Consider the following 13,808-nt stretch of genomic DNA (forward strand, 5'->3'; position numbering starts at 1 on the left):
GTTTAATCATGGTTGTCTCATCACCCGAATCTGATGTACTTCTCTGGCGACTGGATCAGGTCAGTCTGTCCTGGCCGGGAGGCGTACGTCTGGCGGGAATCGACCTGGACATCCCGACTGGCATCACCGCGATTATGGGATATTCCGGAGCGGGAAAGACTTCGTTATTAAATCTGCTGGTCGGGTATGAATCGCCTGATGCAGGCAGTATCCAGGGCAATCAGGGGGTACCAGACTCTGAGAGCCTGAATCTGTTCTGGGTGCCGCATACCATGGGGTTATGGCCCCAATATACCGTGCGGGAACATTTAAGCCTGGTCTCTCCGGAAACACAGACACAGCAGGCAATCATCAATGAGTTAATCTCCGCTTTCGGATTGACTGAAGTGAGTACAAAGTATCCGGGGCAACTGTCACAGGGGGAAGCCTCCCGGTTGTCGGTCGCCCGGGCACTGGCCAGCCAGGCAAAGGTACTGGTCATGGATGAACCGCTGGTCCACGTCGATCAGGCGCACTGGCCTGCTTACTGGGACTATATTCGACAGCATTGCGAATCCCGGCAGATCTCACTGGTCTTTTCTACACATGCCCCGGAACTGGTTCTCCGCGAGGCACAACAGGTGATCTGCCTCGACCAGGGACAGATCGTTTACAACGGTCCGGTCGAGGAACTGTATTGCTCGCCTCCCACAGTGAAAGCGGCCTCTTACCTGGGGCCGGTCAATGAAGTTTCGGTTGAGGGCAGGGACGCTGATTCAACACACCTGGCGCGCCCCGAGCAGGTGGAACTGATCGACGACGAGGCCGGCCCATACGTAGTGCAGCAGACCCACTTTCTGGGCACAATGGAAGAAGTGCGTACTGTGCGTCAGGAAACCGGTGCCGGCCAGACATTTTACCATCGTCCCGCGCAGCCACGACTTGAAGTCGGAAAGCGAATTTCAGTACGACTGCTGATCCTCTACTGTTGCCTGTGGCTCTGTGGCGGATGCATTACCGGAGAGGCGCCTGAACTCTCATTTTCGGAGATTACGCAGTGGCCGGTCCCCGCCGAGGGGATCAAAGTGCCGGCGCCCCGCAGTCTGAACGTGGGGCCGGACGATGAACTTTATGTCCTGGACAACGCCGGGCGTGTGCTGGTTTATGATGCGAATGATCAACTGGTCAAACAGTGGGAGATGCCCGATTTTGACGTCGGAAAGCCGGAAGGAGTCTGTCTGCTGCGCAATGGTGAGATCGCCGTTGCAGACACGCATTACCACAGGGTCGTATTCTTTGACAAACAGGGTAAAGTATTGCGGATGCTGGGGGAATTTGGTGAGGGTCCCTCGCAATTTATCTATCCGGTTTCGGTCGTACAGGATCCGGATGGGGATATTTATGTCTGCGAATACGGCAATCATGACCGCGTCCAGAAGTTTTCAGAAACGGGTGAGTACCTGCTCGAATTTGGGAAAGTGGGAACCGGACCGGGCGAATTTCAACGCCCTGCCGGCATGATCTGGCATGATGGAAAGATTTACGTTTCAGATGCCATTAATAATCGGATCCAGGTTTTTTCCGATGAAGGGGAGTTTCTGGAAATTCTGGGGGCAAAAACGGGGGGAATTCCGCTCTATTATCCGTATGACATTGCCATCGATCGCAACACCAGTGAACTATATATCGTCGAATATGGATCCGGGCGGATTACCAAAACCGATCTGCAGGGAAACATCCTGGGGCGGTTTGGTAAAACCGGGATGCAGAAGGGAGAGTTTCTGACTCCCTGGGGACTGACGGTAAATTCGAAAGATCAGGTATTCGTTGCTGACACCGGAAATCGTTTAATCGTAAAATTGATACCATGAAAATCAAAGAACTCTATCAACAGCTTGTTCCCAGACCACGCACTCCGGTGACGTGGAAGCGGGCGCTCCCTTTGATTTTCTTCCTGCTCCTGTATGCTGGCCTGTGTGCAGGGCTGGAAATCTCAGGCGTTCTGATGTTTGCCCGTCCCTGGGCCTTTGTGCTGATTCTCTTTTCAGTCTGGGTCTGGTGGCTCTCGGTCGCGGGCTTTGGTGGCTTAAGTAAAGGTCGGGCTCTGGCGGCACTGCTGACGCGGCTGGGCATGCTGGGATTGTTTGTAATCCTGATTGCTGAACCGCGGTCTGTTCGCGTCCGGGATGTGATCTCAGTGGTTTATGCGATTGACCGTTCCGATTCCATCGGTGAGGCATCAGGTGACGACGCTCTGGCCTTTGTCACGAAAACGGTCACTGAAAAGCCTCCCCAGGACGAGGCAGGGCTGGTTGTTTTCGGCCGTAATTCGGCAGTCGAACTTCCGCCCCGTGTCTCATTCCCCTTTGAAGCATTCAATTCACGAATTGACCGTGATGCTACCAATCTCGAACAGACCCTGTCGCTGGCAGCCGCCATGCTGCCCGAAGAAAACCGGGGACGTATCGTACTGATCAGTGACGGCACTGAAACCGAAGGGGCCATCTCCCAAATTCTGGATGAACTGAAATCCCGTGATATCGCCGTAGATGTCCTGCCCATTCAATACGAATATGACAAAGAGGTCTGGCTGGAAAATCTGGAATTACCCCGCTTTGTCAAATTAGGCGAAAATTATGAGGCAGCTGTGGTGCTCTCTTCGCTGAAAGATGGTTCGGGCAAACTGGTGCTGCGGGAAAATGGAGAATCAATCTACGAGAAAGAAGTCTCCTTCAAGGCGGGTAAAAACCGTTTTGTCGTGCCGATCTATCTGAGAGATCCCGGTTACTACGAGTACTCGGCGACCATTGAGACCAAACCGGCTGACGACCAGATTCGAGAAAACAATACCGTGATGAATTACATCTACGTCGAAGGGGAAGGCAAAGTGCTCGTGGTGACAGACCCTGCCGGCGATGAGCGTGACTGGAAATCGCTGGAGAAAGCGATCCGCGAAGGGGAACGGAATGTGGAAGTGGTTTCCGCTTATGAATTCCCCAGTGACTCGCTGTCGCTAATGCCCTATGACGCGATTCTGTTCGTGAATGTACCCGCCGATGCGTTTAATGTCATTCAGCTCAAAGCGGTTCACGATGCAGTATTTAACCAGGGCATCGGTTTCATGATGGTCGGCGGGGATAACAGCTTCGGACCGGGCGGCTATCATCGCACTGTCATCGAAGATGCCCTGCCGGTGACGATGGACATCACCAAAAAGAAAGTTCTGCCCAAAGGCGCGCTGGCCATCATCCTGCATACCTGTGAATTTCCGGAAGGAAACACCTGGGGCAAAAGGATTACCAAGCAGGCGATTAAGGTACTGGGGGCGCAGGATGAAGTGGGGGTTCTGGCCTATGATTACATGGAAGGTGAAAAGTGGCTGTTCAAACTGACGCCCGCCGGTGAATATGAAAAAATGGTGCCTAAAATCAATGGCGCTCAGATCGGGGATATGCCCAGCTTTGTCAATACGATGCGTCTGGGGCTGGAAGGTTTGAAAAAAAGCGACGCGTCTACGAAGCATATGATTATCATTTCGGACGGTGATCCTCAGGCCCCCAACCCGGCACTGATCTCAGAATTCCTGAAAAACAAAGTCAGTGTCTCGATGGTCGCTATTTTTCCACATGGCGGACGTGACATTTCCAAGATGAGAGACATTGCGGGTGTGACGGGAGGTCGCTATTACTTTCCCTCTGATCCCAACCAGTTGCCTTCGATCTTCATTAAAGAATCAAAAACTCTGAAGCGGAGTATGATTCAGAACGAAACCTTTATTCCCGAGGTCGGGATGATTTCTCCCGTTCTGAAAGGAATCGACCGGATCCCGCCTCTGTTTGGCTATGTGTTGACGACGATCAAACCGCGAGCCGAAGGCGTACTGAATGCACCGGAAAAGAAAGAGGCAGAAGGCGAAATCGATCCGGTGCTCGCATTCTGGCGCTATGGTCTGGGAACAACTGCCGCCTTTACTTCTGACCTTTCTTCAAACTGGGGAAAAGACTGGGTGGACTGGGATCATTACCAGGCATTTGTAAAACAGTTGATGATCAAAATTTCGCGTGTGCAGAAACAGGATCACCTGAAAATGTGGAGCCACGTCACAGGTAACAATGCCACAATCATGGTCGAAGACTTTCACCCGAAAGAATCGTTTCTGAATGTCGCAGCCCGCATCTCCGGTCCACATGAACGGAAAGAAACGGTCGTACTCAAACAAGTCAGCCCGCGACGCTACCAGGCGTCGGTTCCCCTGTGGGGCAAGGGGCGTTACCAGGTTATGGTCCTCGGAAAAGCAGGGGATCGGGAAGATCATGCCAATGGCGGTTTCATCGTTCCCTACTCACCCGAATATCTGCGCTTCCGCTCGAATCCAATTGTGCTGGAAGAGATCGCGCGCCGGACGGGGGGGCAGCGTCTCGATCCTGAAAATGCGACTGACGTCATCTACGGCCGTCGCGATCCCAAACAAAGCTCTAATCCCATTTTCGACTGGTTCCTGATCGCGCTGGCGATCCTGGTCCCCCTGGATGTCGGAATCCGGCGGATCCAGATCGACTGGTATGTCATTAAAGGCTGGTTCGGCATTGGGAAGGAACAGAAACAGAGCACCGAAACCATGGGCACATTACTACAGCGCAAACAGGTTGTCGCGGATGACCTGGATGCCCGCCGCGCGGAAACCACCGAACGCAGCACCCAGTCTACAATCGCCCAACTACAGGAACAGCGCCAGCAGAGAAGGCCTGGTTCTACAACGGAACCGCCCGGGAAACCAGAAACGAAAAAGAAAGAGTCGGGACCACCACCGCCTCCGGCTCCCACCGACAAAACGTCCACAACGGGACGCTTGCTGGACATGAAACGCAAACGAAATTCAGAAGACAAAGACAACGAACAGAAATAAAACAGGGTTTTCAACCGTGGAGAGAAGATTATGAACCAGCCGGAAACTACCGACGAACCCATTGTATTACAGGCCGAAGCCGACCACTTCAAAAAAGTGTTTAATCAGGTGCGGGCCGAAGTGGCTCGAATGATCATTGGTCAGGAACGGGTTGTGGAATCGACGCTGTATGCCCTGTTTTGTGGTGGAAACGTTCTGCTGGAAGGGGTTCCCGGTCTGGGAAAAACAGAGCTCGTGAAAGCGCTCTCCCGGGTTCTGGATCTCCATTTTCAGCGGATTCAGTTTACCCCCGACCTGATGCCGGCTGATATTATCGGTACCAATATCATGAGCACCGACGAGACCGGCACCTATCGCTTTGAATTCCGGAAGGGGCCGATTTTTACTCAGCTCCTGCTGGCCGACGAAATCAACCGTGCGTCTCCCAAAACGCAGTCTGCTCTGCTGGAAACCATGCAGGAAGGCACCGTGACTGCGGGCGGCACTCAATACCATCTGGACCAGCCATTCTTCGTCATGGCTACCCAGAACCCGATTGAACAGGAAGGAACCTATCCGCTTCCCGAAGCGCAGCTGGACCGTTTCATGTTCAAGGTCAATGTCCCTTTCCCTAACCGGGAAGAACTCAACACGATCGTACAGCAGACCATTCTGAAGCGGCCCGTAGAACTGGAAAAGCTGCTCAACAGCAGCCAGATCCTGGAACTCCGTTCGGTGCTGGAGAAAGTCGTCGTCGTGGAACCGATTCGCGACTATGCGATTCGTATGGTGCTCTCAACCCATCCTGGAACCGATTTTGCCACCGACGAAGTCCGCCGCTTCATTCACTGGGGCGCCAGCCCGCGGGCCGCACAATCACTGGTGAAAGCAGCCCGGGTTCGTGCTTTGAGCGAAGGTCGGGCTCATGTGGCGTTTGAAGACATTCGTTATTTTGCCAACGAAGTACTGCAACATCGTGTTCTGCTGAACTACGACGGACAGGCGGAAAACATTAAAGTCGTCGATCTGATTGAAAAGATCTGCCAGGAACTGCCCGAGAAGGAGTAGCCGACCGTGGCCGAGAGTACTGCCTTAACTCAGTTTACCTCACTATTCGAGAACAAAACGTTATCGATGCTGGAGCGGATGCGCCTTAACCCAACCCGACGGCTGACAAATCGCAGTCAGGGGGAGCATCTCTCAGGGAAAGGGGGAACGAGTACCGAGTTCTCAGATTACCGGAACTATGTACCCGGCGACGATGTCCGTTACATCGACTGGAACATTTTTTCGCGGCTGAACCGTCCCTTCATGAAACAATACCAGTTCGAGGAAGAGATGCATGTCGTCGTGATCCTGGATGCTTCATCTTCGATGGATTATGAAGACAAGTTTGAGCGAGGTAAGCAATTAGCGGCTGCCTTCGGAGTAATGGGATTGTTAAACTTCGAAAAAGTCAGCGTCTATGCCTGCAATCAGCATGGAACTCGGCCTGTACGGTTCCCTCCTGCCACAGGCCGGGCCAGCATGAAACGGCTGTTTGACTTTCTGATCGGCCTGGAACCGGGCGGAGATGAACCGGTAGAACTGGCAGTCGAAGATGTGTTACGCACACACCGCGGTCGGGGAATCGCTGTGATCCTCTCGGATTTTGAATCCTTTGGCGATCTGCAACGCCCCTTGAATATGCTGTTTAGCGCGGGATTGGAAATATTTGGAGTCCAGATCCTGGCTCCTTCGGAAATCAACCCGGAAATCAACGGCGATTTACGCCTGGTTGACAGCGAGACAGGACAGACGCTCGACATCTCCTCAGCCGGTGATCTGCTGGGGCTCTATCACGAACACCGGCTGATGCTGGAAGAACATCTTTCCACGCTCTGCCGACAGCGTTCGGGGCGTTTTCTGACAGTCAACAGCGGCGATCCGCTGGAATATGTTTTATTCGATCTGCTGAGACGGAAAGGGTGGGTGCGATGAATTTCTGGCCCGGCTTTTACTCTCTGCAGGGTGCCTGGTTTCTGCTGTTGCTGATTCCGTTGATCGTGTTTTATTTTTTAAAACTCAAACGGCCTCACCAGCGCGTCCCTTCGCTGGCGCTGTGGAATCAGGTCATCAATGACCGCCGTGTGAATTCTCCCTTTCAGAAATTTAAACGCAGTATTTTATTACTGTTACAGATTCTGTTACTGCTGTTTCTGGTCCTGGCATTGATGCAGCCTTACATCCAGAGCGGGGCGGAGCGGGCCGAATACCTGCCGATTCTGATCGACTGTTCCGCCAGTATGGCTGCCACCGATCCTCAAACGAAAAAAACACGATTGGAACTGGCCAAAGAACGTGTCGGTGAATTAATTGACAATATGCTGCCCGACCAACGCATCTCCCTGGTCGCCGTGGGGTCCACCGCCCGTCGGCTGACAGACTTTACCGATAATCAGCGCGTCCTCAAAAAATCGCTGGCGACACTCGAAGTTGACGATGTTCCCAGCCAGCTCGAAGATGCGCTGCGAATGACGCAGGCACTCTCACGGACTGCGCCGATTAAATCAGTGCTTTTTTATTCTGATGGAAATTTCCCTAAAGAAATCGATTTTGAACTTCCGTTTGAGCTGAATTATCAGTTGCTGCCTCCTGCCGGAGCCAACCTGGGCATCACTTCCATGAATGCCCGCGTTAACCAGGCGGGGAACTGGGACGTCTTTCTGCGGATCGAAAATTCAAAGCAGGGTGACAGCCCGGCCGTCGTGGAGCTGTTTCAGGATGGGCAGAGCGTGGCACAAGAGGACATTCTGCTGGGCCCGGGGGATTCTCAACGACTGGAATTTGCCGTCAATGCAGAGGGTACATCCCGGCTGAAAGCAGTATTGACTCCTGGCGCAACCGACAGTCTGTCCGCAGATAATGAGGCTTTTCTCACGCTGCCCCAGTCACGCGATCTGCTGGTGTATGTTGATCCTGAACTGTCCAGCTATCGCTATGCACTGGATGACAGTAAAGATCTGCTTCTCTATCCGCTGCCGGATCAGGATTCGCTGCCCCCCGAATTTGATCTCGTTATTTCCGGTGCTGAAAAAGACATGGATCGTGAGTCCCTTGTCAAACTGGGGGTCGGCTTTGTGCCGGAAGAACTGCAGAAATATATCAAGCTGGAACCAGAGTTGACCAACATTGTAGACTGGAACCGAAGTTCTACCCTGCTCAGGCACGTGGAACTGAGTGATGTGCAAATCACCCAGCAACCGGTGTGGACCAAAAATTCCGGAGTGGAAAACCTGGAAGAGCTGGGGTACGAAGTCCTGATTCACGGTAAACTGGGGCCGCTGCTCCTGCAGAAACGGAATTCTGCTGATCAGGAATATTATTTCCTGTTTAATACAGACCGTTCAACACTGCCCTACCGGGTCGGTTTTCCCATTATGGTTTCCAATCTGGTCCAGTTGACGCTGCAGGAAGCAGGCATTGCGGAAACACAGGCAGCAGCGACACCCATTCTCCCGGCAATCGAATTTCAGCCGGAACAGGAATATCAGATCACAACGCCAGAGGGAAAACGTCTGACCGCTGAAAGTGATGTCAACGGCGTCCTGTCTGGCGTCGCGGCTCTGCATGTCGGAACCTATCAGATCAATGGTGCCGGTGCCAAAGATTCCGAAATCAGTGTGAGTTTATTGAACCCTCTGGAGACGTCTCTCGTTTCCGTGGAGGAAATGCAGTTCAGCGAAGTTCCAGTCAGCGCATCACAATCGCAGATTGACAGCGATAAACCGCTCTGGAGTGAATTTGCGCTGATCGCGTTTTTCCTGTTATTGCTGGAATGGTGGTATTTTCAGCGCAAGCCGTCTGGTATTCCCACTTAACCTGTCATTGAACCTGAAATCGAACCATGCTACGTCCCATCCTGAGTTACATCTGGCTGCTGAGTCTGTTGATCCCCACGACAGTCAATGCGCAGCAACTCCCGATGACGGTGGACCTGCATCAATCAACGCCTTCCCCCAAAGGCGATGGCCCCATCACACTGGTCTGGCAATGTTCGGTTGCCTCGACCGGACTGCTGGAAGGGTATTTCCTGGTTTCAGCCAGTGATGGTGTTGAGAACCTGGGAGAGTTTCGCTCCCATGATGTCGCGCTGCACGCCGGTTATCATGAAATTCCCATGATGCTGCCCCCGATGAAAGTGGATAACACGTTTTCCAATATCAAGCTCAAGGTCAGCTTTGTGACTCCGGCGCAGCGCTATGACATCAAAAACGAATATCTGCTGCGGGTGGGGCGAAAATTTGAACGGACATTTGCCATCGGTGTCTGTGATCCCTTTGACATTAATCTCACGTTGACCCAGAAAAAACTGCTGGACGAATTAAAATTTGAATCAATCAGTCCCCCCGATCCAGTGCCGGTCAACCTGCAGTCGATTCTGGTCAAACATAATCTTCAAGATCGCGGGTATCTGACCAGCCAGACGCCGAAACTCAACGTGAAAACTTTCTCATCCTATGTGACGCCGCCCCAGTTTCCACAGTTGCCCATCGATTGCCATCAGTATGACATTCTGCTGATCACACCACGTGGGCTGGAAATTCTGGAAACGCGTCATCTCCGTGCCATTGGGCAGTGGGTGCGTTCGGGGGGAAGCCTGTGTGTGCTGGCAGGTGAAAACCTGAAAAAATCACAGATCCAGTTCTTGAATCAGCTTTCAGATCACGATTCCGTGACTCCCTTCCTGCTGGACTCCGAAGGTAAACTGAAATTTAAAGAGAACCAGTCGGCCTGGTTTTACCGGACAGGCTGGGGCAGAAGTGTCATTGTCTCTGCGGATGCTTTTGAGAACGATTCGCTGTCTGAACAACAGAGGAGCAGGATCCCTTTCTTCCTCTGGAAATTACGACAATCCCAGCACGAATATTATGAGACCAACCATCGCTGGAATCAGCAGCCACTGATCGATGCTTTTGTCAATCAGGCAAAACAGAATCGCAACCGATATGGAGACGGTTCGACTCCCAGTGAGATGTTCAGCATGAATTATCGCCCCATCAACACGGGAGGGGCGGTCGTATCCAGTCTGATGCCTGAACAGCTACGGATTGTCCCCACCTGGCTGATCATGCTCATTCTGTTGTGTTATGTACTGGTCATTGGTCCCGGGGAATATATCGTCTTAGGGCGCTTGAATCTGAGACGTTACACCTGGATTACGTTCCCGCTCCTGTCGGTCGGTTTTGCTGCGATTGCTTTTCTGATTTCCAATTACTACATGCAGACATCGCACGAACGCAAATCCCTGACAGTGATTGATCTGGACTCCAGGGGCAGGCCTGTCCGAGAAAACCAGATTGAGCTGATCTTTACCGGCTCTTACCAGGACGTGGAAACCCGCGTTAAATCCGGTCTGCTGACCCCGCTCAATCAGCTGGAACTGGGTATGGGACAGAACTATTATCGCTATTCGCGCGGCCTGGAATATTCGCTTGTGGGGCCGCCCTACTATGCAGGTTCCATCCCGACTCAATATTCGGTATTCCAGCGCATGCCGCAATGGACACCGCAACTCAATCGCATCGTCAATAATTATCCACAGGGAGCAGAATCTGAAAAGTTCGACTGGTCGATGATCCAGACAGAGCAATTAACTACCGAACAGGGGAGACAGCGGCTGAGAAGACAAATCGAACAGGCGCTGGGACACGAGGCTTTGTTATTCATCTATAACGGGACGCCGAAAGACAAAGTCAGGTCCTTTCCCATGAACCAACAGTTGAATCGTGCCTACCAGGATCGACTGCAGTATCCCCCCCGATATGCGCTCTTCAACCCCGGTCAGTTTAATTCGAATCCGTATGGCATCTATCAGGATCATCCACATAGTTTCATGGATGACCTGTGTGTGCGGAACCAGGAAGGACTGTTTCAGGTGGTTTCACAGGTCTCGCCTTCGGGGGGGAACAACTATGAAGACCTGAGTATTCTGGATCCTTCAGCTCCAGAGCAGTGGCTGGTCGTGGTTTACGTCCCCGGCCCAACCCAGGACAGGCTCTATCGACAGTTGTTGTTTTCCACACATCCGAATACCAGTCAATCTCTTTAACAGAAGTGTGAATCAAATCCTATGAGCATACAACCTCCGATGGTGGAAGTGAAAAACCTGTGGGTCCGTTACGGCAAATACGAAGCCGTCAAGGGGATTTCGTTTTCGATTCCCAAAGGAGAAGTCTTTGGTTTTATCGGTCCCAACGGTGCCGGGAAGTCATCGACGATCAAAGTTCTGGCAACCCTGCAGCGGGAATATGAATGTGATGCGGTCAAAATTAACGGCATCTCGGTGCATAAGGCACCGCACCTGATCAGGGAAATGATCGGTTACATGCCGGATTTTTTCGGCGTCTATGAGGACTTGACAGCGCGGGAATACCTGCACTTTTTCGCTGCTGCCTATCGCATCGATCGGAAACGGCGGAAAGCCATTGTCAACGATGTGCTGGAACTGACCGATCTGACTGAAAAGATCGATGCCCCCGTCGATTCGCTCTCCCGCGGAATGAAACAGCGACTGGCCCTGGCCCGGGTCCTGTTGCACGACCCGGATCTGTTGCTGCTGGATGAACCCGCCAGTGGTCTCGATCCCCGCGCACGGATTGAAGTCCGTGAACTGCTGGTGGCACTCAAGGAGATGGGAAAAACGATCATCATTTCCAGTCACATCCTGCATGAACTGTCACAACTCTGTACCAGTATCGGCATTATCGAAGCGGGACAGTTTGTGACGCAGGGTTCACTGGATCAGATTTACAAGCGTCTGGAACTTAGCCGGGTCATCCATGTACAAGTTGTGGGAGAGATGAACGGTCTTTGCCAGCAGATTGAACAGTTCGAGGGTGTCAAATCGGTTTCCGTTCAGACCGACCGCCTGGCGATTCATCTGCAGGAAGACCAGATGGCGGTAGATGAATTGCACGCCCGACTGGCGGCGACAGGAGCGAGGATACGCATGTTTCAGGCGGAAGCCATGGACATGGAAACGGTCTTCATGAAGCTCACGGAGGGCAAAACGGCATGAAATCCAGGCCTTTCCAATTCAACCTGCCTCTGCTTTCGAAAGAACTGACGGAGCTGGCAAACCGCCGCAGAACGTATGTCATCCGCACGATCTATGCGTTGCTGTTCCTCGGTTTTGTCGGATTTATCTATATTGAGCTGATGTCGGGGCTCCGCAACAATCCCCTGGCGATTCTGGGACGAGGCCGTGAAATTTATGAATCGATGATCTACCTGCAGTTTACGGCGATCTATCTGTTTCTGCCAGCAATCACCTGTGGCGTGATTACCCAGGAAAAAGAACGCAACAGTCTGGGTTTACTGCTAATTACGCGTTTGAGCCCGAGTACGATCATCCTGGAGAAATACCTCGGTCGTTTAATCACGATGCTGACCTTCCTGACGCTGGGTCTGCCGATCCTGGCATTTGCCTATGCGCTGGGGGGCGTTTCCCCGGCCATGTTCATCAGCGGTCTCTGGTTTCTACTGTTAACCATGCTGCAGGTCGCTGCCCTGGGTGTGTTCTGTTCCAGTTTTTTTCGGACCACCGTGGGGGCTTTTATCGCGTCGTATCTGATCGGCTTTTTCATGCTGTTCGGTCCGATGATCGTTTATGAATTGAACCTGTTCTTCTACGGCGATCTGTTTAATGCCGTCATGGGTGGCCTGATGCGGACGCCTGCCTGGAACAGCATGCTGGGGATGGCTGGCAGGTCATCCGAGTTAAATCTGTTTCTGTTTGCTCCCTACTGGTATGCTATATTCTCTCGCTCGACCGGCTTCGCTTCTATTCTGGGACCAATCATTTTCAGCATTCCGATTCTGCTTTGCACGCTGTTGTTCCTGTTGCTGGCCCATTATTGCCTTGTCCGCCGCGCGTTCCTGACGCCCCGGAATCTGTTGTTAAACATCTTCAAAAAGCTGGATGCGCAGTTTAGAAATATCAACGAGAATCGCTTCACGCGGGGCATCGTGCTGGTACAGGATGATGTGAAACTCCCGGAAAAGAACCCGGTCGCCTGGCGAGAGACCTCTAAAAAATCTCTGGGCACATTTCGCTACCTGTTTCGCATCCTGGTTACCCTGGAGGTACCGATTCTGTTTCTGTGTATTTTGATCGCCACCAGCAATCCCGAACCGGTGGTCCCCGGTGCGGTCATCATGTTATGGTGTGTCTGGGCGTTGACCGTGCTGCTGCTGGCGGTCTCTGCCACCAGCCTGATTTCGGGAGAACGTTCCCACGAAACGCTGGATGTGCTGCTCACGACACCTCTCTCAGGTGAAGACATACTGGATCAGAAAATCGCCGGCGTCAAAAGGCTCTGCCTGGTTCTCTTGATTCCACTGCTGACCATCGTGTTCTTCGAGGCCTGGTGGAAATGGGAATTACAGCGATCAGGATATTCCTACAGCGGATACAGACACACAGAGTATGCCACGCGCTGGTTTCCTTACCTGACTGGTTCACTGCTGACAATTTTCATCTATTTGCCGCTGCTGATTTACCTCTTTTGCTGGATTGGAATGAAGATCAAATCACAGACTAAGGCCATTCTGACCGCCCTGGGAGGAGTCATCCTCTGGTGCGTACTGCCATTTATTCTGGCCTTTCCGATTTTTATCCTGGATCCCTCGTTTAATGAAGAATCCATTATTTATGGCGTTCTCCTTGGTCCTGCCTCTTTCATTGTCCTGAATGAAGTCGCAGAATTTCACGATTTCGGTTCCATCTGGATCCCCCTGTTTTTCAATACCCTGATTTATGGTACGTGTTGTTTATGGTTTCGTCACTTATGTCGCAATCACATTGATGAGAACCTGGGGCGTTTGGGAGATACACCGTCGGAGCATGAGGTGCCTCCTGCACCAGAGGACGACACAATCCCTGTTTTGAGTTCAATATAAC

8 protein-coding genes are annotated in these 13,808 nt (G+C 52.3%); all 8 read left to right on the plus strand.

Going from position 1 to position 13,808, the window contains the following annotated elements:
* Positions 1-8 precede the first annotated feature (8 nt).
* Genes Enr10x_RS08805 through Enr10x_RS08840 form a run of 8 tightly spaced genes read left to right on the plus strand, consistent with a single transcriptional unit; the run spans position 9 to position 13,807 of the window.
* Positions 9-1,850, plus strand: a complete 1,842-nt coding sequence (locus tag Enr10x_RS08805; protein ID WP_197997544.1) for an ATP-binding cassette domain-containing protein — start codon at positions 9-11, stop codon at positions 1,848-1,850.
* Positions 1,847-4,885, plus strand: a complete 3,039-nt coding sequence (locus Enr10x_RS08810) for a glutamine amidotransferase (RefSeq protein WP_145448798.1) — start codon at positions 1,847-1,849, stop codon at positions 4,883-4,885. Before Enr10x_RS08805 ends, Enr10x_RS08810 begins: the two co-directional genes overlap by 4 nt.
* Positions 4,886-4,915: 30 nt before the next feature.
* Positions 4,916-5,932 carry an AAA family ATPase gene (locus tag Enr10x_RS08815; protein ID WP_145109098.1) on the plus strand — a complete coding sequence of 339 codons (1,017 nt, stop codon included), beginning with the start codon at positions 4,916-4,918 and terminating at the stop codon, positions 5,930-5,932.
* 6 nt (positions 5,933-5,938) lie between these two features.
* A complete protein-coding gene (locus Enr10x_RS08820) occupies positions 5,939-6,844 on the plus strand; it encodes a DUF58 domain-containing protein (protein WP_145448799.1) in 906 nt (301 codons plus the stop codon).
* Positions 6,841-8,724 (plus strand): vWA domain-containing protein, encoded by a 1,884-nt coding sequence (locus Enr10x_RS08825; RefSeq protein ID WP_145448800.1) that lies wholly within the window; start codon positions 6,841-6,843, stop codon positions 8,722-8,724. Before Enr10x_RS08820 ends, Enr10x_RS08825 begins: the two co-directional genes overlap by 4 nt.
* A 26-nt stretch (positions 8,725-8,750) precedes the next feature.
* The gene (locus Enr10x_RS08830; RefSeq protein WP_145448801.1) at positions 8,751-10,955 is read left to right on the plus strand and encodes a hypothetical protein; all 2,205 of its coding nucleotides are present in this window, start codon (positions 8,751-8,753) and stop codon (positions 10,953-10,955) included.
* A gap of 21 nt (positions 10,956-10,976) precedes the next feature.
* Positions 10,977-11,924 (plus strand): ABC transporter ATP-binding protein, encoded by a 948-nt coding sequence (locus Enr10x_RS08835; RefSeq protein ID WP_145448802.1) that lies wholly within the window; start codon positions 10,977-10,979, stop codon positions 11,922-11,924.
* Positions 11,921-13,807, plus strand: a complete 1,887-nt coding sequence (locus Enr10x_RS08840) for an ABC transporter permease (protein WP_145448803.1) — start codon at positions 11,921-11,923, stop codon at positions 13,805-13,807. Before Enr10x_RS08835 ends, Enr10x_RS08840 begins: the two co-directional genes overlap by 4 nt.
* Position 13,808: the final 1 nt, after the last annotated feature.

This window comes from Gimesia panareensis (assembly GCF_007748155.1).
Taxonomy (GTDB): domain Bacteria; phylum Planctomycetota; class Planctomycetia; order Planctomycetales; family Planctomycetaceae; genus Gimesia; species Gimesia panareensis.

What these genes read in the sequence shown, in the direction of transcription:
- Enr10x_RS08805 (WP_197997544.1), top strand. Translation starts at nt 9, where the DNA reads ATGGTTGTCTCATCACCCGAATCTGATGTACTTCTCTGGCGACTGGAT.
- Enr10x_RS08810 (WP_145448798.1), top strand. Translation starts at nt 1,847, where the DNA reads ATGAAAATCAAAGAACTCTATCAACAGCTTGTTCCCAGACCACGCACT.
- Enr10x_RS08815 (WP_145109098.1), top strand. Translation starts at nt 4,916, where the DNA reads ATGAACCAGCCGGAAACTACCGACGAACCCATTGTATTACAGGCCGAA.
- Enr10x_RS08825 (WP_145448800.1), top strand. Translation starts at nt 6,841, where the DNA reads ATGAATTTCTGGCCCGGCTTTTACTCTCTGCAGGGTGCCTGGTTTCTG.
- Enr10x_RS08830 (WP_145448801.1), top strand. Translation starts at nt 8,751, where the DNA reads ATGCTACGTCCCATCCTGAGTTACATCTGGCTGCTGAGTCTGTTGATC.
- Enr10x_RS08835 (WP_145448802.1), top strand. Translation starts at nt 10,977, where the DNA reads ATGAGCATACAACCTCCGATGGTGGAAGTGAAAAACCTGTGGGTCCGT.
- Enr10x_RS08840 (WP_145448803.1), top strand. Translation starts at nt 11,921, where the DNA reads ATGAAATCCAGGCCTTTCCAATTCAACCTGCCTCTGCTTTCGAAAGAA.